The sequence below is a fragment of the Cupriavidus sp. C1SS-2L genome (assembly GCF_057073735.1).
Window position 1 is genome coordinate 2,604,114 of record NZ_CP172709.1, and the last position, 22,422, is coordinate 2,626,535.

The following is a 22,422-nucleotide window of genomic DNA, read 5'->3' on the forward strand; positions in this document are numbered from 1 at the left end:
CGTCTCCGATAAGATTATTGATAATCGAGACGCGAAGCTTAGCGGGGCTTGCCCACAGGCCGCAAGGGCTGCGGTGCTTGCGGCAAATTAATCTGCATTCGTGATCAGTCGATAGAAAAATTCTGATTCATCAATCAAGAGGCTCACCCTACACTTGGCCTCGATGACGAGCCGGGCGTTATCGGCAAGCGGCATGGAATCGCCGCGCTCTCCCCCCGATTCCACAAGATCCCGGCACAGGAGACTTTTCATGTCCGGCATTTCCCGCATGCCCGGCCGGGGCATTCGTGCGCCGCGCCGCGCGCTGCTGCTGTCGTCGCTGGCCTGCACCACCCTGCTGCTGGCCCCGTCGCTGGCGGCTGCCAGCGACTATCCCAACAAGCCGATCCGTCTTGTCGTGCCGTACCCGCCGGGGGGCGCCACCGACGTTATCGGCCGCACGCTGGCCCAGCATCTGTCGGCCACGCTCGGCCAGCAGGTCGTGGTCGACAACCGTGCCGGCGCCGCCGGCAATATCGGCGCGGACCTGGTCGCCAAGGCTGCGCCGGACGGCTACACGCTGCTGATGGGCGCGCTGACTAGCCATGCGATCAACGCCGCGCTGTACAAGAGCCGCGTGCCGTACGACATCGAGAAGAGCTTCGCGCCGGTGGCCATCGTGGGCACCGTGCCGCTGGTCTTCGTGGTCAATCCGTCCGTCAATGCCAGCACGCTGCCGCAACTGGTGTCGCTGGCGAGGTCGAAGCCGGGCACGATCACCTACGGCTCCGCCGGCAACGGCTCGCCGCAGCACCTGGCGGGCGAGTTGTTCAAGCGCATGGCCGGCGTGGACATGCTGCACGTGCCATACAAGGGCAGCGGCCCGGCCATGACCGATCTGATCGGCGGCCAGGTGCTGAGTATGGTGGAGACCGTGCCGGCCGCGCAGGCCTACGTGAAAGGCGGAAAGATCCGCGCGCTGGCGGTGACTTCGTCCCAGCGCGTCAGCGCCCTGCCCGACGTGCCGACGGCGGCCGAAGCGGGCCTGAAGGACTTCGAGGTCAGCTCCATGTTCGGCATCGTCGCGCCGGCGGGCACGCCGGCACCGGTAATCGACCGGCTGAGCGCCGACCTGAAGAAGATCCTGGCCGAACCGGACGTCAAGGAAGCGCTGCTCAAGCAAGGCGCCATTGCCACGTGGACCACGCCGGCGCAGACCAGCGCACGGATCAAGTCCGAGCTCGCGCGATGGAATACGGTGATCCGCGATGCAGGCGTGAAGCCTGAATAAGCGGCAGGCAAGCCGCCCGGGAAGGCAGCCGGCGGCTGCCTTCCCGCTCAGGGTGCCGCCTTCTCCAGCACCATCTCGCGCCTCGGGAAGGCCGCGGCCGGAATCGGCTCGCCGAGCAGGTAACCCTGAAGCGCGTCGCAGCCGGCCTCGGTCAGGAACTTGCGCTACGCAGGCGCTTCGACACCCTCCGCGACGACGTTGAGGTTCAGCGTCCGGCCGAGCGCGACGATAGCGGAAACAATGGCGGCGTCTTCGGTGTCATGCGCCAGGTCGCGCACAAAGCCGCGGTCGATCTTCAGTTCGCTCGCGGGGATGCGCTTCAGGTGAAGCAGGCTCAAGTAGCCCGTGCCGAAGTCGTCGATGGCGATGGGCACGCCCAGCGCGTCGAGGCTGCCGAGTATCCGCAGACTCTCGTCAACCTGATTATCCTTCATGCGGCGTTCGATACGAGCACCCCGCCGTCGGGCAGCGAAACTATGGCTGCATGCTGGCCAGCCTTTCGACCGACGTGCGCAAGCCGTTCAGGATCGCGTCTGCCACGCGCTGCGGGAATCCTGGTGGAAGCATCGCTCCCACGGTATCGATCACCGCAGGCGTGCGGGCAATCAACCGCTCGATCACCGGCTCAGCATTGGTGCCCAGGAAACATTGCGACGCCATGGCGTTGAAGTGCCGGCGCTGGATGTCGCGCAGCGCATAGTGCCGGCTCTTGCCCGCGACGGCCATGGCCAGCTTGGTGCGATGCCACGAAAACTGGTTCGGACCGTCTCCAATGACCGGCCAGACCGACATGACGTCATAGAGCGGCGTCATCCGGTAGCGCCCGCCGGCCAGCAGGCGGATGCTGAAGTTCTTCGCATGTCCGTCGGGCGCGGCAAGCAGCCAGAACAGCAGTTGGGCACTGAACAGCGTTTCCAGGTCCTGCGTGGGGGTTTCGGAATTGCGCAGCACCGTCGCGATCCGCTCCATGCCCGGACCGCCATCGGCTTCGTACTTCTGCAGCGAACTGAGCCCGAAAACCTGGCAGAAATCCTCCTGCGGGAGGCGCAGCAACCAGTTTCCCGAAGCATGCATCTGGCGGTCGAAGCGGCTCACGCTCAGCACCTTCTGCTCGCCGAACGTCAGCATTTCGCTATGCGCGACCGGCAGCCCGTAGGCGCCAAGGATATTCAGGCATAGCCATTCGTTCTCGACCGATGCGCTCAGGTCGGCGCGCCGGTTGCCGACCAGCCCCAGGGGCAGCTTCAGGATATGCGTGGTCGGCGTGGCACCGTGCGGGCGCAGCCACTGCCCCGCATGCCGCAGCAACGCCGTCTTTTCCTGCGCGCCGGCAATCGAGATGCGGAAGTCGTCGTCCTGGTCATGTCCTGGTGCCGGCGTCGACACGGTGTCGCGCAGCCATTGCTCGATCTGCTGGTCGGACAGCGGCTCTCCCTCGATGCGGTCATGGCCTGCGGGGATCTCGTCTTCACCGAGCAGCTGCACCGCGCCGACGCAATCGCGGCCGATCGCCGACAGCAGCGCGAAGGCATCGGTCGAGCCGGTCCCGAATCGCATAGCCAGCCGGCGCCGGATCGGTTCGCTGTCGGGCAACAGGTTATCGAAATAGTGATGCACCGGTTCGCCACGGATGACCTTGCGGGTACCCAATGCATAGTCGAGCGACAGCGACAGCGGCCGGCCCGTGTCCGAGTGCATCCACGCCGTGTCGTACTCGAACTCTGTCGCGGCACTTCCCGGATTGCGCCATGTTCCCACGCGCTGGCCATTGGCCCAGACCGACAGCGCTGGTGTCCGCGTCTTGCGTATGGCCATGGTCACCACCCCGCCTCGGCATCCACGCCGCCACGCTTTTCCTGCACCACCAGTTCGAGTCCGAGCACCCCGATCAAGGCCAGCAACTGGTCTACGCTGATGCTGCCGGGATTCAGCTCCATGTGGGACATACGGCTCTGGCTGATATTGAGCCTGGCCGCCGTTTCGCTCTGATTGAGGCCTGCGGCCTTGCGGGCGCCCTGAAGCACCTGCCGGACCTGCAAGGGAGTGGAAAGGACTTGTTTCATGTGGTTCGCCTTGCGCCCGCTTTTACCCATGTAGTTGGTATATCTACTTTACCTATGTCATCGGTATTTCGCAAATACCCATGACATCGTTATTCCTTAAATAATCGTGTCATGGGTATCTTGATGTCACTCAAAATGCATATTTCGCCGATCAGGTCGGCTACCAGGTGTCTCATCCCCCGTTCGGGGCATTGGCATGGGCCAGATTTCGCCCACCATGACAGGAATAGCCAGGCACGCCCTGGAGCGGCCAAAGGAATTCCCCGAGTCGGCCCCGCGGCGGCTTTCGTCCTCACACTGCGCGACGCGATCGCGCGCAGGCAGCATGCCGTGTACAGCCACCTTGCCAACCTAGAAGAAGCCTTTTCCTCGTTCGACGAGGCCATTTGCCTGGTCGGCCCGACCGGGGCCGTGATGCGCGTCTCGCCGCTGGCTCGCGAAATCTTCGCCGGGCCGATGTTCGCCGAGCGCCATGGCACTATCTGGCATGCCGACCCGCGCATGCGCGCCATGCTGCTGCAGTCCGTGGCCATGACATGCCAGACTGGAGTGCGGCAAAGCATGACGATTCCCGCCGAAACCGGCGTTACGGTCACCGTCGACATGGTGGTAGGCGGGCCGTCGCTGCGCGTGGCCGGCGAACGCTGCGTGCTGATGCGCATGCAACGCCGCAACAGCGGCGACACGCAACCGGACCCGGACCACCTTGCCGCGGTGTTCCGCATCACGCCGGCGGAGGCCCGCGTGCTGGGCGCGCTGGTGACGGGCCAGACGGCTGCGGCCTATGCCGCCTCGGCGGGCGTATCGGTCAACACCGTACGCAAGCAGATTGCCATGCTGATGGCGAAGATGCAGTGCAACCGCCAGTCGGAACTGGTCAGGAAGGCGATCCTGGGACAGGGATAGCCAGTCTTCAAGGGCTCGCGCGGCGTATACTCGGCGCCTGAGGCCACGCCTCCCCGCGCTGCGCGCTTCTGTTGCGACCGCAGGATGCGCTACATGAGCCGCCGCGCGCCACCGACATCAAACAACATCAAATCAGTTACGGAGTCGCAGCATGCGTGTCGCATTCCTCGGGCTTGGCGTCATGGGTTTCCACATGGCCGGCCACCTGGCCGCCAAGGGCCATGAAGTCACTGTCTACAACCGCACTGCAGCGAAGGCGCAGGCCTGGGTCGAGAAGTTTGGCGGCAAGGCGGCCGACACCCCGGCGCAGGCCGTCAGGCAGGCCGACGTAGTCTGCTCGTGCGTGGGCAACGACGACGACCTGCGCTCGGTGCTGACTGGTCCGGATGGCGCGTTCTTCGCCGCGCCCACGGGCTGCATCTTCGTCGACCACACCACCGCCAGCGCCAACGTGGCGCGCGAACTCTACGCGGCGGCGCGCGAGCGCGGCCTGCATTTCGTCGACGGCCCCGTGTCCGGCGGCGAAGTCGGCGCGGAGAAAGGCATCCTGACCATCATGTGCGGCGGCGACGCCGACGTCTACGCGCGCGTCGAGCCCGTGATCGCCGCGTATGCGCGCGCCGTGACGCGCATTGGCGAAGCGGGCGCAGGCCAGCTCGCGAAGATGGTCAACCAGATCAGCATCGCCGGCCTGATCCAGGGCTTGTCCGAAGCCATCGCGTTCGGCGAGCGCGCCGGCCTCGACATGAAGCTGGTGCTCGACGTCATCAGCAAGGGCGCGGCCGGTTCCTGGCAGCTCGAGAATCGCGGCCCGACCATGATCGAAAACAAGTTCGACTTCGGCTTCGCCGTGGACTGGATGCGCAAGGACCTGGGCCTGTGCCTGGACGAGGCGCGCCGCAACGGCGCGAGCCTGCCGGTCACCGCGACGGTCGACCAGTTCTATGCCGACCTGCAGCAGATGGGCTGCGGCCGCTCGGACACATCGTCGCTGATCAAGCGCCTGCGCCGGTTTTCGCAGAACTGACTGAGCGATCCGGACGGCACCTGGCCGTCCGACAAGTCCTACATGGCAATCGGCCTGCGCCCGAAAGGCTCGATATATCCGCGTGCCTAAGCTGGAAGGCATGAGCACGGATGGCCTCATCCGTGCGCGGCACAGGAGACGACCATGTGGAAAATCGCAGTCGCGCTGCTGGTCAGCGCTGGCATGGGCCTCGCCGGCTGTACCGCGGCCGGTGCAGTGGCCGGTGGCGTTGCGGGGCACGAACTGTCGCACGGCAGCACCGCGGGCACCGTCGGCGGCGCAGTGGTCGGTGGCGTGGTCGGCCATGAACTCGGCAAGTAGTCCTGAACCAGTTCTGAATCGAAGGCTCATCCGTTCCAACGCCCGCTGTTCGCGCAGCGGGCGTTTCCATGTGCGCACGCCTCTGGCGCAAACCGGCTTCAACGGTTTCGCATGCGTCCTGAATATATTTGCCAAGGCCGCACGATATGCGCGCACGCAACTGGCTATACGAATTATTCGGCTAGGATAGGCAGCAAGCCATGCCAACTCGATCCCCATGACACCCGCCACCACGCCTGATACGCGCCTGTCGGCCACCCCCGCCTCCCATGCACGTCACTGGATCGGCGGCACGCTCGCTGCCTGGCTGCTTGCCTGCGCCGCCAGCGCCGCGGCGCAGCCGCTGTGGTTCGCCAGCGGACGCCCCACGCCCGACGCCCAGCAGGCGGTGTCCGCACTGGCCAGCGCGCAGACGGATGGCCTGGTGCCGCAGGACTACGATGCCGACGGCCTGAAACGCGCGCTCGCCGAAGCCGCCACCGGCCCGCAGCCCGCGCAGGACGCCATCGACAAGCTCGACAACACGCTCAGCGACGCCATGCGGCGCTACCTGTCGGACCTGCACAGCGGCCGTGTCGATCCACGCAAGGTACACGCCAATTTCACGGCGCCGCCATCGACGGCGTTCGAGCCCGACAGTTACCTGCGCGCCGCCGTGGCTGGCCACCGGCTGCCCGAAGCCATCCGCGAGGCCGCACCCTCCTTCCCGCTATACGGCACGCTTCGCGACGCGCTTGCGCACTACCGGACGCTGGCCGCGCAACCGGGCTGGGACCGCACGCTACCGGCTCTGCCCGGCGGCAAGCTGACGAGCGGCCAGGCTTACAGCGGGCTTGCCGAAATGGCGCGGCGCCTGCAGGCGCTTGGCGACATGCCCGCCGATGCGCCGGCGCCCAAGCGCTATAGCGGTGCGGTCGTGGACGGCGTCAAGGCCTTCCAGGCACGCCACGGGCTGGAGGCGGATGGCGTGATCGGCGCCGGCACGCTGGCGCAGCTCAATACCACCCCGGCCGCGCGCGTGCGGCAGATCGAGCTGACCATGGAGCGCCTGCGCTGGACCCCGCTCACCGACAGCCCGCGCATGATCGTGGTGAATATCCCCGAGTTCATGCTGCGCGCCTATGACTACAACGGCGGCAAGCTCGATATCAAGCTCGAGATGAAAGTCATCGTCGGCAAGGCGCTCGATACGCGCACGCCGCTGTTCAAAGAGGACATGCGCTATATCGAGTTCAGTCCGTACTGGAACGTGCCGCCGTCGATCGCGCGCTCGGAGACCATCCCGAGATTGCGGCGCGATCCGGCCTATTTCACGCAGCAGGGCTTCGAGTTCGTCTCCAATGGCAAGGCCGTCACCACGCTGTCCGACGCCAACCTGGATGCCGTGCTGAACGGCCGCATGCGCATCCGCCAGCGCCCCGGCCCGATGAACGCGCTCGGCGACATCAAGTTCGTGTTCCCCAACAATCAGAACATCTACCTGCACCACACCCCCACGCCGCAACTGTTCAAGCGCGACCGGCGCGACTTCAGCCACGGCTGCATCCGTGTCGAGGAACCCGTGGCACTGGCGAAGTTCGTGCTACAGGACATGCCGGGCTGGACCGAAGAACGTATCCGGCAGGCGATGACCAAGGGGCAGTCGAACACCGTGGCGCTGCAGCAGCCGCTGCCTGTGGTGCTTGCCTACGGCACCGCGATTGCCCGCGCCGATGGCCGGGTATACTTCCTGCCTGACATTTATGGCCAGGACAAGCTGCTGGACCAGGCGCTGAGCCAGAAAACCGCGCGCCGGCCCGCCAGTGTGCCGGCATCGGCACCGGCCGCCCCTGCAACACCGGCCACCCCGGATGCCCTTGCCCGTCCGGCGCCCACGCAGAACCCGACATGAAGCACACTCGCACTCCCTCCCGCCGCCGTTTCCTGCAACACACCGGCGGCCTGGCGATCGGCGCCGGCCTGGCCGCGTTGTCGCCGCAACTGGCGCTGGCCAACGTATCCGGCGCACGCAGCCTGTCTTTCGATCACACGCATACCGGCGAACATCTACAGCTCGTGTATGCGTTAGGCGATCAGGTGCTGCCGCAGGCACAGACCACGCTCAACCATTTCCTGCGCGATCACTACTCCGGTCAGGTCGGCGTGATCGATCCTCAGCTTTTCGGGCTGCTGTTCGAACTGCGCCGCACGCTCGGCAGCGAATCGCCATTCCAGGTGATCTCGGGTTACCGCAGCCCGGTCACGAACGCGCGCCTGCGCCTCACGGGCGGTGGCGGCGTGGCGAAGCACAGCCTGCATATGGACGGCAAGGCCATCGACATCCGTCTGCCGGGTGTTGCGTTGGCCGATCTGCGCGATGCGGCCATGTCGCTCGGCGTGGGCGGCGTAGGCTTCTACGCGCGCGAGGACTTCGTCCACGTCGACACCGGCCGCGTGCGCCACTGGGGCTGACCAGGGCCCCCAGCGACGCTGCTACGGCAGAAATCGCGCGCAACTGCTGCTGTCCGCATGCCGGGGCCATCGCTAGCCTTGAGTCTGTGCCACGCCCGCAAGGCGTGGCTGGCCCAAGAGCGATGCGAGACCAGCCCCCATGTACCTCTATGACTCCACCGACCAGCAACTGGTCGACGAGCGCGTTACCCAGTTCACTGACCAGACCGCACGCTTCCTGAGCGGTGATCTCACGGAAGACGAATTCCGTATCCTGCGTCTGCAGAACGGGCTCTACATCCAGCGTCATGCGCCGATGCTGCGTGTGGCGATCCCCTACGGCATGCTGGTTTCGCGCCAACTGCGCAAGCTGGCCGAGATCTCGCGGCGCTGGGACCGCGGCTACGGCCACTTCAGCACGCGCCAGAACATGCAGTTCAACTGGCCGCGCCTGGAAGACGCGCCTGCCATCCTGGCCGAACTCGCCACGGTCCAGATGCATGCGATCCAGACCAGCGGCAACTGCATCCGCAATACGACCACGGACCACTTTGCCGGCATCGCACCCGATGAGGTGGTGAATCCGCTGGTGTGGTGCGAAATCATCCGGCAATGGTCGATGCTGCATCCGGAATTCGCGTTCCTTCCGCGCAAGTTCAAGATCGCCGTCAGTGGCGCCACCACCGACCGTGCCGCGGTAGGCGTGCACGACATCGGGCTGCAGGCGGTCGAGCGCGACGGCAAAACCGGCTTCCGCGTGTGGGTGGGCGGCGGCATGGGGCGCACGCCGATGGTCGGCAAGGAAATCAGCGGATTCGTGCACTGGTCCGACTTGCTCACCTACCTCCAGGCGATCCTGCGGGTTTACAACCTGCATGGCCGGCGCGACAACAAGTACAAGGCGCGCATCAAGATTCTCGTGAAGGACCTTACGCCGGAAGTCTTCGCTCAGCAGGTCCATGAACACTGGCAGCCTATCCGCGGCGGCCCCGATACCGTCGATGCGGATTTCGTGCGCGACATCGCCACGCGCTTCACCACGCCGGATTACGACGCTGCCGCCGCGCAGGACCACGACCCGAACCCCGCGCTGGCCGTCGCCAACCCGCGCTTTGCGCGCTGGCTGCGCAGCAACGTGCATGCGCACCGCGTGCCCGGCTATGCCGCCGTCACGGTATCGCTGAAGGCCACCGGCACGCCGCCCGGCGACATCACCGCCGACCAGATGGAAGCCGCGGCAGACCTCGCGGACCACTACGGCTTTGGCGAGCTGCGCGTCTCGCACGAACAGAACCTGATCATCGCCGACGTGCGTCGCACGCGCCTGCATGAACTGTGGCAGCAGCTGCAGACGTGGAACCTCGCCACGCCCAATATCGGCCTGCTCACCAACATCATCGCCTGCCCGGGCGGGGATTTCTGCTCGCTGGCCAATGCGGTATCGATCCCGCTGGCCGAGGCGATTCAGCAACGCTTCGACGATCTCGACTACCTCTACGAGATCGGCGAACTCGACCTGAACATCTCGGGCTGCATCAACTCTTGCGGACACCACCACGTCGGCCATATCGGCATCCTCGGCGTCGACAAGGCCGGCGAGGAGTGGTACCAGGTCACCCTTGGCGGACGCCAGGGCGGGCCATCCGGTGCCGCAATCGGCCGCATCATCGGGCCATCGTTCGCGCGCGATGAGATTCCGGAGGTGGTCGAGGAACTGATCAAGCGCTACATCGCGATGCGCGACAGTGAAGCGGAGCGCTTCATCGATGTGGTCGAGCGTGTCGGTATCGAACCGTTCAAGGTTGCGGTCTATCAGAATCCGGTGATTGCAAAGCGCCGTCTGGAAGCGGAGGCTGCCCGTGTCTGAAGCCATGGCTGCGCTGTAGCAAGATACAAAATCGGAGAATGACCGCAGCAGTGCTCGCCGACGCGCTGCCTCTGTCACCTTTAGGCGGGCCTGCTCCCTTCATGTAGTGGGAATCCAGATACCTGCCTGGTCCTGATCTTCCCAATCCATTACAGTTGACAAAACTGCCAAAAGGACAAGATCAGATGACAGGCGCCCCCCGGCCGATGACCCGCTATGAAGAACTAGCGGAGGACATTGCCCAGTCCATCCATGCCGGTGTGCTGCGCCTCGGCGATCGGCTGCCGTCGGTGCGCCAGGCCAGCACCGGCCGCGGCGTCAGCCAGTCGACCGTATTCCAGGCCTACTACCTGCTGGAGGCGCGTGGCCTGATCCGCGCGCGCGAGCGTTCCGGCTACTACGTGGCCACGGGCTCGCGCCAGCTTGCACCGGAGGCGGAAACGCCGTCGGCACCCGTGCAGGAGTCCGGTCCGGTCGATGTCAGCGAACTGGTCTTCAAGGTGCTGGAGTCCACGATGCGGCGCGACGTGGTGCCATTCGGCTCGGCATTCCCGAGCCCCTTGCTGTTCCCGATGCAGCGGCTGGCCAAGACCATGGCCACGACCGTGCAGAAGCTGGACCCATGGAGCAGTGTCGACGACCTCACGCCAGGCAATGCGAACCTGCGCCGCCAGATCGCGCTGCGCTACCTGGCGGACGGGCTGACCGTGCAGGCCGACGAGATCGTCGTCACCAACGGCGCGCTGGAGGCGCTGAACCTGTGCCTGATGGCCGTCACGCGTCCCGGCGATGCGGTGGTGATCGAAAGCCCGACGTTCTACGCGGCGCTGCAGGCACTGGAACGCTGTGGCCTGTCTGCCATCGAGGTGCCCACGCATCCGCGCGAGGGCATCGAGCTGGGCGCGCTGGAGCAGGCACTGGAGCGGCACCGCCCGAAGGCGTGCTGGCTGATGACCAACTTCCAGAACCCGCTTGGCTCGCTGATGCCCGACGCGAAGAAGCAGGCGCTCGTCGAACTGCTGGCGCGGTATGAGGTACCGCTGATCGAAGACGATGTCTATGGCGAGCTCTACTTCGGCACGCGCCGCCCCACGCCGGCCAAGGCGTTCGACAAGGCCGGGCTGGTCATGCACTGCGCATCGTTCTCGAAGTGTCTGGCGCCGGGCTATCGCGTTGGCTGGGCCGCACCCGGCCGCTTCGCGCGCGATGTCGCGCGGCTCAAGCTGACCACGACGCTGGCCGGCTCCGCGCCCGCGCAGGTGGCCATTGCGGCGTACCTGGAAAAAGGCGGTTATGACCGGCACCTGCGCCAGCTCAGGCACGCGCTCATGCTGCGGCAGGATGCCGTGGCACAGGCGGTGGCACGGCACTTCCCGCCCGGCACGCGTGCGACGCGCCCGGCGGGCGGCTATTTCCTGTGGATCGAACTGCCTGAAGACACCGACACGCTGGCGCTGCAACAGCTGGCGCTGTCGCACGGCATCAGCATCGCACCGGGGCCGATCTTCTCGGCCCGGCACAGTTTCCGCAATTGCCTGCGGCTCAACTACGGACACGAATGGGACAAGCGTGCCGAGACCGCGCTGGCCACGCTGGGCCGGCTGGCCGGCGCGGTGGCCGGCACACGGTCGTAACGGAGATCAACCCTCAGCGCGCGAGGCTGCGTAGACCTTCGGCGCAACCTGTTCTGACGGCACCGCGCCCACCGATGCGGCGCGCCGATGGTCGATGCCGCCCACCGCCAGCACGGCCACCACAGCCGGTACCGCGATCGCCAGGAAGTTCTGCTCGAGCGGCAAAGCCATGCCTACCAGCACACCGATCACGATCGGCGCAAGGATGGCCCCGGCACGTCCCACGCCCGACGCCCAGCCAATGCCCGTCGATCGCGCGGCCACCGGGTAGAACTGCCCCGCATACGCATAGGTGACGATCTGCGTGCCGATGGTCGACGCACCGGCCAGGCCCACCAGCAGGAACAGCACCGGCGTGGGCACCTTGTAACCGAGCAGCGCGATCGACACCGCGGCCAGCGCATACATGCCCATCAGCACGTACTTGATGCTGAAGCGATCAGCCAGCCAGCCGCCGCCAATGGCGCCGAGCATGCCGCCGATATTCAGCACCAGCACGAAGGTCAGCGCAGAGCCCAGGCTGTAGCCGGCCGACGCCATCAGCTTGGTCAGCCACGAACTGAGCGCGTAGACCATGAACAGGCACATGAAGAAGGCCAGCCAGAACATCAGCGTGCTGAAGCCGCGCCCTTCGCGGAACAGCTCGCCCACAGCAGCCTGGCCACCCGTGCTGGCGTCCGGCAGCACGAGGCGGTCACCATCCTTGCAAGGGTTCGCCGGATCGATGGCGCGCAGGATCTTGCGCACGGTGTCGTTTTGTCCGGTGCGCAGCAGGAATGGCATGGAGTCAGGCAGTTTGCTGAGGATCAGCGGCACCAGCAGCGCCGGTGCACCAGCGGCCAGGAACACCGACTGCCAGCCGTACTGTTCGAGCAGTTGCTTGCCGAGCAGCGCGGCCAGCATGCCGCCGACAGAGTAGCCGCTGAACATCAGCGTCACGAGCGTGCCGCGGATACGCCGTGGCGAGTACTCGGTCATCTGCGCCACCACATTGGGCATGACCCCGCCGATGCCGAGCCCGGCCAGGAAACGACTCGCGGCGAACAGCATCGGATCGCTGGTCATGCCCGCCGCGGCGGTGAACACGCTGAACAGCAGGATGCAGATGGCAATGGCCTTGCGCCGGCCGATGCGGTCGGCAATCGTGCCGAGGAAGATGGCCCCAAACATCATGCCGAACAACGCCGAGCTGACCATGAAGCCCGCGTGCGTCGCCGACACCCCCATGTCCTTCATGATTGCCGGCAAAGCGATGCCGGCCACTGCCAGGTCATAGCCGTCGAAAATGATGATCAGCGCGCACCAGAACAGCACGCCTGCATGGAAGCGGTTGAAGGTGGCGCCGTCCGCCACTGCGTACACATCGATCTGTCTCACTACCTGTCTCCAGTTGTCCAAAAGTCCCGCTTCTTGCGTCGGGATCGCCGCGACGTTGCCGGCGGCACGTCTTCTGGCGTGGAGAATAGGAGTGGCGCGGACGGCCAGTCCAACACCGAATGGGTATTTCCGGCATACCCCAGAGGTATCGGCCGTAAAGGCGCCTACAGACTGGCGCGGCTCTGGGGGTGATCACGCGTTAGCCCCTTCATTCAGGGTATACGTGGAGCAGTATGGAACGGGACCGACGGCTATCCGGGCCGCCAGCCGGTCAGGTGTTTCACTTGGCGGACGGGTCGTCCTTCGGATCCAGGTAATGGATATCCAGCGGGCCTGTGCCGTGGATCTGCACTACGGTCTCGGTCTTGCTGAACGCATAGTGATGGGCCTTGGCGGGCAGATAGTGGAAACCGCCCGTCTTCAGGGCATGAGCGTGAGCCATGTCCATCTTGTCCCCGGCTCCAAGGTAAAGCGTGCCAGAGATCACGGTCAGGTTCTCGGCCTGGGTATGCCAGTGGGCCGGTACCTTGTAGCCGGCCGGCGTCTTGAGCCGGATGACAAACGGCACGTCTTTGCCCGGATCGCCGTACAACACGGCAAGCTTCGCCCCTTTGGGCAGCGAAGCGGGCGCGTCGCCCCATTTCACCGCGTCTGGGTTGATCATCTCCATGCCTGCCGCGGCCGGTTCCTGAGCATTGGCTGGTCCGGCCGCTGCCAATAACGCCAGGATCGCTGCCGCCAGCCATGCCTGCCGCGCTGCATGCTCTGAAGAATGCGCTTTCATGATCTTCTCCTTCTTGCGTTGGCCCATGCTCGCACGCGGCCTGGCAGCCGCATCGTTACCTCCGAGGAGAGCCTGAGACCATCGTAGTGCAGGCGCACGGCGTCGGCGTTACTGGACGTCCAGCGCAAAGGCCACGGCGGAGGTGCTGGTCCGACCAACGCTTTCAGGTCGCCCGGTTCGGCGGGCGCGAGTTGCCGTCCGCGGCCGCATGCAACCGCCGCCAGAGCAGCCGTGGCAACCGCACCAGCCAGCCGGTCACCAGCCGCAGGTGCATCCACCCCAGCAGCAGGTTGTCGCGCAGATAACGGAAGTGGGACACACCGCCCGCGCGCGGATCGAAGTAGCGCACCGGCGCATCGAGGTTGACCGGCCGCACGCCGCGCCAGCACAGGCGCACTGCCACCTCGGGATCAAAGTCGAAGCGCCGCATCCAGCGGCTTTCCCGCATGACGGCCCGCAGCGGTTCGATCGGATAGACACGGAAGCCATACAGCGAATCGCCGATGCCGGCCCACAGTGTTTCGACGTCCGTCCAGAAGTTGGACACGCGGCGCCAGTACACGCGTTCGACCGGCGCGCTCGCATCGAAAATCGGGCGCCCGAGCACCATTGCGTCCGGGTCGCGCATCGACGCCGCCATGAACTGCGCGATCAGCTGGGCCGGGTGCTGGCCGTCGGAGTCCATCACCAACGCATGCGTGAAGCCCTCCGCGGCGGCGGCCTCGATGCCGTGCAGCACCGCCGCGCCCTTGCCCTGGTTTTCGGGCAGGACCAGTACGCGCAGACCGGAATCCTCGCGGGCCTGTTGCTGCAGCCATTGCGTGCTGTCGTCGGTGCTGCCATCTACCACCACCCAGACCGGACACCAGGCCTCGCGCGCGGCACGCAGCGTTTCCCGCAGCTTCGCGCCGGGGTTGTAGCTGGGGATCAGCAGCAGATGGGTCGGGGACGGCTGCGGGGCCATGGTGGGAAGACAGGTTCAGGCCATGCCGCCATTGACGGACAGTACCTGGCCGGTCACATAGGCTGCCGCATCGGAAGCCAGGTAGGCCACCATGCCGGCCACGTCATCGGGCGTGCCCGCGCGGCCGGCTGGCACGATCTGGCGGACGCGCTCCGCGGGGAACGCCAGTTCCGTCATGGGGGATTCGATCACGCCCGGCGCCACGGCATTGACCGTAACGCCGCGCGACGCCATCTCGATCGCCAGCGAGCGCGTCGCGCCGATCAGGCCCGCCTTGGCCGCGGCATAGTTGGCCTGCCCGCGGTTGCCCATCACGCCGGCCACCGAGGCCATATTGATGATGCGGCCCCAGCGCGTGCGCATCATCGGCATCAGCAAGGGCTGCGTCACATGGAAAAAGCCGTGCAGCGAGACGTCGATGACGCGGCGCCACTGGTCGCGGCTCATGCCAAGCAGCGGCGCATCGTCGTGGATGCCGGCGTTGTTGACCAGGATCTGCACCGTGCCGTGTTGAAGTACACGCTGCAGTGCAGCTTCGGTCGCGTCGGCGTCGGTCACGTCGAAGGCAATGGCGGTCGAGGCACCGCCCGCTGCGCGGATGGTGGCCGCCACGGCTTCCGCCTGCGCCAGGTTGCGATTCGCGTGGACCCACACCTCATTGCCGGCTGCGGCGAGGGCGTGACTGATAGCACTGCCGATAGCGCCGCTCGCGCCGGTGACGAGCGCCAGCCTGCGCGTAGCTTGCGGCCTGCCCTGCTGCGCCATAAGTGCTCCCTGTCCTGCTCCTGTCCGCCGGATCGGCCTTGGCCGCCGCGCTCAGCGCGTGCGGTTTGCCGCGACGTAGGCGGCCAGGCTGCCCAGCGAGGCGAAGATGGTCTTGTTGTCGGGATTGTCCGAGCGCAGTTCGACCCCGTACTTGCGCGACACCAGCAGCGCGATTTCCAGGATATCGATGGAATCGAGCCCGAAACCGTCGCCGTAAAGCGGCGTATCGGCGCTCACGTCTTCCAGTTTCAGGTCGGCGATGTCCAGTTCGCCAATGATCAGGCTAGCGAGTTCCGTGTCGAGTTCGTTCATTGTCGTGAATGTCTTCTTCCGCTCATAAGTGACGCCGGAAGACGGCGAGGCGATGCTACCAAAGCCCGGCACATCGCACTACCTGAGAGAAGTTTAGTAACAACATTGGAACGACTTTGCTGAAACATCGCTGCGTCCCCGGGGTCTTTTAAGGTATAAAGCGTTCGCCTTGACGGCGTTGCGCGCGCGAAATGCCATTCTGTGCGCCATCCGCCCGCAGGAAAAGAGTATATTGCATCACAATAATTCCGTAATGCCCTCGAGCCAACCTTCCCACCCAGTCGTCCCGTCTTCCGCCGCAACGCCGCTACTGCAGCGCGCCGGTTGGGTGGCTGCACCCGTGGGCTTTCTGGCGTACGAATCGGCACTTCACCACGCGGCGCATACGCCGGGAAGCGAAGTCCCGGCGCTGATGCTGGGACTGGCGCCATTTGTGCTGATTGCCCTCGCCGCAGCGTGGCGCGCCACTTGGCGCTTGCCCTGGCTAGTGCTTGTGACGGCTTGCGGCGTTGCGTTGTGGGTCGCGCGCATTCCCTTGGCCGCTCATTTTGGCTGGACTTACTTCCTCCAGCACTTTGGGGCGAACACGGCTCTCGCCGCCATGTTCGGCCGGACGCTGCGCGCTGGCGCGACACCGCTCTGCAGCGAGTTCGCGGCGGCGATCCACGGCCCGCTGACGCCGGACATGCAACGCTATACCCAGCGCGTGACCCAGGCCTGGACCCTGTTCTTCGGCGCGACGGCCCTGGCGTCGCTCGTGCTGTTTGCGGTCGCGCCCATGTCGACGTGGTCGACGTTTGCCAATCTCGGCACCCCCATCCTGATCGCGCTGATGTTCGTTGCCGAAGCGGCCTGCCGCCGCGCGCTGCTGCCGGCGGCCAAGGACACCGGCGTGCTCGATGCCGTGCGCGGCTATCGCACCGTGATGACCGAGCGCGCCAGCCGCGCCGGCGCGTCGCGCTGAACGCGGATTGCTTATGACGAGCACGTTCGCCCTTCTCTCTCATCCCGACCCAGACAGCGTCGTCGCGTGGCGCGGCAGCCAACCGGTCACGGCCAGCCGGTTCCTGGCGGATGTCCACGCGCTCGCGGCACGCCTGCCAGCCGGCGACCACGTCTTCAATGCGTGTGCGGATCGATACCGCTTTGCGGTCGGGCTCTGCGCGTCGCTGCTGTGCGGCAAGGTGAGCCTGCTGCCGTCGGCACAGACGCCGGAAACGGTGCGGCAACTCGCCGCGTTTGCGCCGGATGTCTTCTGCCTGCACGACGACGCGGATGGCAGCGTGGCGCTGCCCCGTTTCTTTTACGATGCATCTGAGCCCGAGCCATCCGCACCGCTGCCCGTACCGGACATTCCGGCAGAGCGGCTGATGGCCTATGTGTTCACGTCGGGCACCACCGGCCAGCCTGTCGCCCATGCCAAGACGTGGGGCGCGATGGTGCGCGGCGCGCGTGCCACGGCGCAACGCCTTGGCCTGGCGGACGGCCGCGCGTGGACGCTGGTCGGCACGCTGCCCCCGCAGCATATGTTCGGACTGGAAGCCACGGTGATGCTGGCCCTGCAAGGTAGCGCAGCGCTGGCCTCGGTGCGCGCGTTCTATCCGGCCGATATCCGCGCTGCCCTGCGCGACGTCCCGCAGCCACGCGCGCTGGTGACGTCCCCGGTGCACCTGCGCGCACTGCTGCAATCAGACAGCGACCTGCCTGCCGCCGACCTCGTGCTGTCCGCTACGGCCCCGATGAGCCGAGCCATGGCACGGCAGGCGCAGGCTGGTCTGGCGGCACCTTTGCTCGAGATCTACGGCAGCACCGAGACCGGCGCGATGGCGACGCGCAAAACCGCCGACACGGACGAATGGACGCTGTTGCCCGGCATCACCCTGGAAAGCCGCAGCGATCACGCTGGCGATGGCGAATCCGAGCCCGCGATACGGGTCCGCGGCGGCCACATCGACGAGCCAGTGGCGCTCGGCGATGCCATCGCGCCGCTCGACGCCGGGCGCTTCGTGCTCCACGGCCGCAAGGCCGACATGATCAAGATAGCCGGCAAGCGCACGTCGCTCGCCTATCTCAATCAGCAACTCACAGCCATCGACGGCGTGCAGGACGGCACCTTCTACGTGCCCGATGACGTGCATGAAGTCGAGGCCGCAGGCCGCGTGGTGCGGCTCGTGGCGCTGGCCGTAGCCCCCGGCGTGCCGGCCGCGCGCATCCTGCAGGAGCTGCGCGAGCGCATCGACGCCGCGTTCCTGCCGCGGCCGCTTTGTCTCGTCGATCGCCTGCCGCGCAATGCCGCGGGCAAGCTTCCGCGAGAAGCACTGGCGCCGCTGGTGGCCGCGCAACTGGCACAGCGCCACGCGCCAGGCTTTGTGATCGACGCGGGGCACCCGGCGATAGCGGGCCATTTTCCGGGCAATCCCGTGGTCCCCGGCGTGGTACTGCTGGACCATGCGATCCTGCAGATCGGCGCAGCGCTCGGACAACCGCTTGCCGTCGCGCAAGTTGGCACGGTCAAGTTCCTGAGCCCGGTCCGGCCCGGCGAGCGGGTCGAGGTCGCACACCAGCTGCATGGGGACCACGCCGGCACGGCGTCCATCCGCTTCACGCTGCGCGCTGGCGGGCGTGACGTGGCCAGCGGCACGCTGAGCACGCGGGCCACGCTGGCGAGCAGGGAGGCATCGCCATGCTGACCTGGCTTCGCAAGCCCCAGCCACTGGACACCGACTGGTCCAGCCGCCAGGAACGCAGCAATGTCACGCTGATGCGCGTGATGACGTGGATTTCGCTCGCGCTCGGCCGCCCTGCCGGGCGCGTGGTGCTGCGCCTGATCGCGGCGTACTTCACGCTGTTCTCGCCGACCGCGCGCCATGCCTCGCGCGCGTACATGGACCGCGCGCTCGGCCGCGAAGCCGGCTGGATGGACGGCTTCCGCCATGTCTTCACGTTCGCGTCGACCATCCACGACCGCATCTACCTGCTCAACGGCCGCTTCGACCTGTTCGACATCCGCCTGCACGGCGAAAAGCAGCTCGAACAGACGATCGCGCGCGGGCAAGGCGCGTTCCTGATGGGCGCGCACCTGGGCAGTTTCGAGGTGATCCGCGCCATGGGCCGGAAGCATCCGGACATGCGTGTCGCCATCACCATGTACGAAGAGAACGCCCACAAGCTCAACGACGTGCTGCAGTCGATCAACCCGGCCATGCGCCGCGACATGATCACGCTGGGCAAGGTCGACGCCATGCTGCGCGTGCGCGACTACCTGGACCGCGGCTACATGATCGGCATGCTGGCCGACCGCACGCTGTCGCAGCGCGCGACGGACCCGGTACAGCAGTGCGATTTCCTGGGGGCGCCGACGGGCTTCCCGACCGGTCCGCTGCGCATGGCGGCCATGCTGCGCCGGCCGGTGTTCTTCATCACCGGGCTGTACCGCGGCGGCAATCGCTACGATGTGCACTTCGTACCGCTTGCCGACTTCTCGCAAGTCGCGCGCGGACGCCGCGAGGCCGAAGTGCAGGCCGCGCTGCAACGCTACGTGGCGCTGCTCGAGCAGTTCTGCCGCAGTGCGCCGTACAACTGGTTCAATTTCTACGACTTCTGGCACGCCGGCCCGCCGCTGTCCGAACAGCCGCCGCCAGGCAACGAGCCCTGACCGATGCGTCGAATCCGCCTGATTTTGCCGGCCCTGCTGCTGGCTGCTGCAATGCTGCCCGGCATGGCCGGGCAGGCGCTCGCCGCCGACAGCGGCTCGTCCGCCTGGGGCGTCGACCAGCTCATGTCCGCACTCGCGCAGCGCAAGTCCGGCCGCGTGCAATTCACCGAGACCAAGTACCTGGCGATCCTGGATCGCCCGGTGGAATCGAGTGGCGAACTGGTGTTCACCGCGCCCGACCACCTCGAAAAACGCACCGTCACGCCCAAACCTGAAAACCTGGTGCTCGACGGCGACATGATGACGGTGGAACGCGGCGGCAAACGCTTCACCATGCCGCTGCAGAACTACCCGGAAATCGCCGCGTTCATCGAGAGCATCCGCGGCACGCTGGCGGGCAACCGCACCACGCTCGAACGCTACTACAAGCTCGGCCTCCAGGGCCGCGCGAGCCGCTGGACGCTGACGCTAACGCCGGCCGATTCGCGCATGGCGGCCATGGTCACCCAGGTGCGTATCGAGGGCGCTCATGATGGGCTCGACAGTGTGGAAATTCGCCAGGCCGACGGCGACCGTTCGGTCATGAAGATCCGCCCCGCCGGCAAGCCATGATGCCGGCGCCGCGCGGCGGTTCGCGCACAACCGCCCTGCCCTGGGCCCGGCTGGCCGTGGCGCTCTGGCTGGCGTGGTTGCTGGCCTGCGCGGCCGTGGTTGCGCGCACCGGGTTCACCGCCGACCTGTCCGCGTTCCTGCCGCGCATGCCGAGCGCCGAACAGCAATTGCTGGTGGACCAGTTGCGCGAAGGACTGGTGTCGCGCCTGATCCTGGTCGGTGTGGAAGGCGGCGACGCCGACGGGCGTGCGGCCGTATCGCGGACGATGGCGGCCAGGCTGCGCCAGGATGCGCGGTTCTCTGCGATCACCAATGGCGAGCCGGTCAACCAGGCCGCCGACCAGCGCTATGTCTACAACCACCGCTACCTGCTGAGCCCGACGGTCACGCCCGAACGGTTCTCGCAGCAGGGCCTGTCCGCGGCCGTCGGCGAAACGTTCGATCTGCTGGCGTCCCCGGCCGGACTGTTCACCAAGTCCCTGCTGCCACGCGACCCGACCGGCGAAGTGATGTCGATGATGGGCCAGCTTGACGCCCAGCAACGCGTGCCGATGCACGCGGGGACGTGGGTTTCGCATGACGGGAAGCGTGCCGTACTGCTCGCGCAGACGGCTAGCGCCGGCTCCGACACCGACGGCCAGGCCCGGGCGATCGACGCCATCCACGGGGCATTTGCCGACGCGGCCAAGGCCGGCCCGTACCGGCTCGTGATGACGGGGCCCGGCGTGTTCTCGGTCAAGGCACGCGACACCATCCGCCATGACGTGGAACGGCTGTCGGCAATCGGCATAGCGATCATCATCACGCTGCTGCTGGTGGTGTATCGCTCGGTGCCGCTGCTGGTGCTCGGGCTTGTGCCGGTGCTGTCCGGCGCGCTGGCCGGCATTGCGGCCGTGAGCCTCGGTTTCGGCGGGACCGTGCACGGGCTGACGCTCGGCTTCGGCACCACGCTGATCGGCGAAGCCGTCGACTATTCGATCTACCTTTTCGTCCAGTCGGCGCAGTACACGCGCAACGGGCAGCGAGACAACCGCGCCTGGATCGCCGGCTTCTGGCCGACCGTGCGGCTCGGCGTGCTGACTTCGGTGTGCGGGTTCGCCTCGCTGCTGCTGTCGGGCTTTCCGGGGCTGGCGCAGCTTGGGCTGTACTCGATCGCCGGGCTGGCCACCGCCGCGCTGGTCACGCGCTTCGTGCTGCCGCATCTGGTCCCTGCCAACCTGCACCTGCGCGATGTCACGCCGCTCGGCCAGCGCCTGGCGGCGCTGCTGGCGCGCGCCAGCCGGCTGCGATGGCTGGTGGCCGTGGCGGCGATTGCCGCCTGCGCTGTGCTGTGGGCGCGCCACGACTCGCTGTGGGGACGCGAGCTGTCGGCGCTGAGCCCCGTGGCGGCCTCGGAGCAGGCGCTCGACGCCTCGCTGCGCGCCGATCTTGGCGCGCCCGACGTGCGCTACCTGGTGGTCCTTTCGGGCCCGGACCAGGAATCAGTACTGCGGGATGCCGAGCGCGTAGCGCGCGAACTCGATCCTCTCGTGGCATCAGATGTCATCGGCGGCTACGAAAGCCCCGCTCGCTACCTGCCAAGCGCCGCGACCCAACGCGCGCGCCAGGCCAGCCTGCCACCGCCAGAGGAGTTGTCGCAGCGCCTGCGCACGGCCATCGCGCAACAGCCCGTGCGGCCGGAACTGTTCGCTCCGTTCCTGGCAGAGGCCAACCAGGCACGCACGGCGCCGCTGCTGCAGCGCCAGGACCTCAAGGGCACGTCGATGGCGCTTGCCATCGACGCCCTGCTGACCCAGCGCGGCGACCACTGGAATGCCACCCTGCCCTTGCGTGCGCCGGCCAATGCCAAATCCACCGACGTGCTCGACAGCCAGCCCATACGCGCGGCACTGGCGCGCGCCGGTGCCGGCCATGCGCTCTTCGTTGACCTCAAGCGCGAGTCGGACCAGCTCTATGGCGGCTATATGCGCGAGGCGCTGCACCTCTCGCTTGGTGGTGTAGTCGCCATTCTCGTGCTGCTTTCGGTAGCGCTGCGTTCGCCACGCCGCGTGCTGGCCACAGTACTGCCGCTGGCCGCGGCGGCGCTGGCTGTCATGGGCGGGCTGGCGGCGCTGGGCCAGCCGCTCACACTTTTGCATCTGGTAGGCCTGCTGCTGCTTGTGGCAGTGGGATCGAACTACGCGCTGTTTTTCAATGGCGCGGCCGGTAGCGGGCCGGCGACGGCCATTTCGGCGCATACACTGGTATCGCTGCTGTTGGCCAACTTGACCACGGTGGCGGCGTTCGGGCTACTGGCTTTGTCGGATTTGCCGCTGCTGAAGGCATTCGGCCTGACAGTCGGTCCGGGCGCGGTGCTGGCGTTGTGCTTCTCGGCCATCCTGGCGCCCACGCCAGCCAACGCTAGCGGTAGCAGCTGGAACGATGAAGACGTCTGA

Annotated in this window: 20 protein-coding genes and 2 pseudogenes; 13 read left to right on the plus strand and 9 right to left on the minus strand. The window is 66.6% G+C overall.

The features are described from left to right. Positions 1-87: 87 nt before the first annotated feature. Positions 88-252, minus strand: coding sequence for a hypothetical protein (locus ACIGJG_RS29770; RefSeq protein WP_166487069.1), 165 nt, complete (start codon positions 250-252; stop codon positions 88-90). Here ACIGJG_RS29770 and ACIGJG_RS29775 point away from each other — a divergent pair. Next, on the plus strand, positions 251-1,270 hold the full coding sequence (locus ACIGJG_RS29775) for a Bug family tripartite tricarboxylate transporter substrate binding protein (protein ID WP_011300072.1): 1,020 nt from the start codon (positions 251-253) through the stop codon (positions 1,268-1,270). The genes ACIGJG_RS29770 and ACIGJG_RS29775 overlap by 2 nt on opposite strands. 47 nt (positions 1,271-1,317) lie before the next feature. Here ACIGJG_RS29775 and ACIGJG_RS29780 read toward each other — a convergent pair. From ACIGJG_RS29780 to ACIGJG_RS29790, 3 genes and pseudogenes are all read right to left on the minus strand, one after another. Beyond that, positions 1,318-1,686, minus strand: a pseudogene (locus ACIGJG_RS29780) (EAL domain-containing protein); the annotation flags it as partial. Positions 1,687-1,744: 58 nt separating this feature from the next. Then, positions 1,745-3,085, minus strand: coding sequence for a type II toxin-antitoxin system HipA family toxin (locus tag ACIGJG_RS29785; RefSeq protein WP_140949290.1), 1,341 nt, complete (start codon positions 3,083-3,085; stop codon positions 1,745-1,747). Between the two features lie 2 nt (positions 3,086-3,087). Further along, complete coding sequence (locus ACIGJG_RS29790) at positions 3,088-3,333, minus strand: helix-turn-helix domain-containing protein (protein ID WP_041680153.1); 246 nt, start codon at positions 3,331-3,333, stop codon at positions 3,088-3,090. A gap of 330 nt (positions 3,334-3,663) precedes the next feature. Here ACIGJG_RS29790 and ACIGJG_RS29795 point away from each other — a divergent pair, with 330 nt between their 5' ends. The 7 genes and pseudogenes from ACIGJG_RS29795 (at position 3,664) to ACIGJG_RS29825 (ending at position 11,518) form a co-directional block, all read left to right on the plus strand. Beyond that, positions 3,664-4,239 carry a helix-turn-helix transcriptional regulator gene (locus ACIGJG_RS29795; RefSeq protein WP_181184375.1) on the plus strand — a complete coding sequence of 192 codons (576 nt, stop codon included), beginning with the start codon at positions 3,664-3,666 and terminating at the stop codon, positions 4,237-4,239. A gap of 139 nt (positions 4,240-4,378) precedes the next feature. After that, a pseudogene (locus ACIGJG_RS29800) lies at positions 4,379-5,266 on the plus strand (NAD(P)-dependent oxidoreductase); the annotation flags it as partial. A 144-nt stretch (positions 5,267-5,410) separates the two neighbouring features. Further along, the gene (locus ACIGJG_RS29805; RefSeq protein ID WP_011300067.1) at positions 5,411-5,587 is read left to right on the plus strand and encodes a glycine zipper 2TM domain-containing protein; all 177 of its coding nucleotides are present in this window, start codon (positions 5,411-5,413) and stop codon (positions 5,585-5,587) included. A gap of 217 nt (positions 5,588-5,804) precedes the next feature. Further along, positions 5,805-7,478 (plus strand): L,D-transpeptidase family protein, encoded by a 1,674-nt coding sequence (locus ACIGJG_RS29810; RefSeq protein WP_011300066.1) that lies wholly within the window; start codon positions 5,805-5,807, stop codon positions 7,476-7,478. Next, positions 7,475-8,038 carry a YcbK family protein gene (locus ACIGJG_RS29815; RefSeq protein WP_011300065.1) on the plus strand — a complete coding sequence of 188 codons (564 nt, stop codon included), beginning with the start codon at positions 7,475-7,477 and terminating at the stop codon, positions 8,036-8,038. The genes ACIGJG_RS29810 and ACIGJG_RS29815 overlap by 4 nt, the downstream gene beginning before the upstream one ends. A gap of 139 nt (positions 8,039-8,177) precedes the next feature. After that, entirely contained in the window at positions 8,178-9,884 is a 1,707-nt protein-coding gene (locus ACIGJG_RS29820; RefSeq protein ID WP_140949288.1) for a nitrite/sulfite reductase, read from the plus strand. A 206-nt stretch (positions 9,885-10,090) separates the two neighbouring features. Beyond that, the gene (locus ACIGJG_RS29825; RefSeq protein WP_041680152.1) at positions 10,091-11,518 is read left to right on the plus strand and encodes an aminotransferase-like domain-containing protein; all 1,428 of its coding nucleotides are present in this window, start codon (positions 10,091-10,093) and stop codon (positions 11,516-11,518) included. Between the two features lie 6 nt (positions 11,519-11,524). On the opposite strand, the gene ACIGJG_RS29830 is transcribed toward ACIGJG_RS29825, so the two are convergent. The 5 genes from ACIGJG_RS29830 to ACIGJG_RS29850 all read right to left on the minus strand — a co-directional run bounded on the left by ACIGJG_RS29830 (position 11,525) and on the right by ACIGJG_RS29850 (position 15,720). Then, positions 11,525-12,895 (minus strand): MFS transporter, encoded by a 1,371-nt coding sequence (locus ACIGJG_RS29830; protein WP_011300062.1) that lies wholly within the window; start codon positions 12,893-12,895, stop codon positions 11,525-11,527. A 280-nt stretch (positions 12,896-13,175) separates the two neighbouring features. Next, entirely contained in the window at positions 13,176-13,679 is a 504-nt protein-coding gene (locus tag ACIGJG_RS29835; protein WP_011300061.1) for a cupin domain-containing protein, read from the minus strand. Positions 13,680-13,842: 163 nt separating this feature from the next. Next, positions 13,843-14,643, minus strand: coding sequence for a glycosyltransferase family 2 protein (locus tag ACIGJG_RS29840; RefSeq protein WP_483673619.1), 801 nt, complete (start codon positions 14,641-14,643; stop codon positions 13,843-13,845). A 15-nt stretch (positions 14,644-14,658) separates the two neighbouring features. Continuing rightward, complete coding sequence (fabG, locus tag ACIGJG_RS29845) at positions 14,659-15,408, minus strand: 3-oxoacyl-ACP reductase FabG (RefSeq protein WP_140949283.1); 750 nt, start codon at positions 15,406-15,408, stop codon at positions 14,659-14,661. 51 nt (positions 15,409-15,459) lie between these two features. Continuing rightward, entirely contained in the window at positions 15,460-15,720 is a 261-nt protein-coding gene (locus ACIGJG_RS29850) for a phosphopantetheine-binding protein (protein WP_041680151.1), read from the minus strand. Between the two features lie 253 nt (positions 15,721-15,973). On the opposite strand from ACIGJG_RS29850, the gene ACIGJG_RS29855 reads away from it, so the two are divergent. The 5 genes from ACIGJG_RS29855 to ACIGJG_RS29875 are packed head-to-tail and all read left to right on the plus strand — an operon-like array spanning position 15,974 to position 22,422. Beyond that, entirely contained in the window at positions 15,974-16,684 is a 711-nt protein-coding gene (locus ACIGJG_RS29855; protein WP_011300057.1) for a COG4648 family protein, read from the plus strand. A 13-nt stretch (positions 16,685-16,697) separates the two neighbouring features. Next, a complete protein-coding gene (locus ACIGJG_RS29860) occupies positions 16,698-18,410 on the plus strand; it encodes an AMP-binding protein (RefSeq protein WP_483673620.1) in 1,713 nt (570 codons plus the stop codon). Next, a complete protein-coding gene (locus ACIGJG_RS29865; RefSeq protein ID WP_011300055.1) occupies positions 18,404-19,375 on the plus strand; it encodes a lysophospholipid acyltransferase family protein in 972 nt (323 codons plus the stop codon). Before ACIGJG_RS29860 ends, ACIGJG_RS29865 begins: the two co-directional genes overlap by 7 nt. Before the next feature lie 3 nt (positions 19,376-19,378). Beyond that, a complete protein-coding gene (locus tag ACIGJG_RS29870) occupies positions 19,379-19,987 on the plus strand; it encodes a LolA-related protein (RefSeq protein ID WP_011300054.1) in 609 nt (202 codons plus the stop codon). After that, a complete protein-coding gene (locus tag ACIGJG_RS29875; protein ID WP_483673621.1) occupies positions 19,984-22,422 on the plus strand; it encodes an MMPL family transporter in 2,439 nt (812 codons plus the stop codon). The genes ACIGJG_RS29870 and ACIGJG_RS29875 overlap by 4 nt, the downstream gene beginning before the upstream one ends.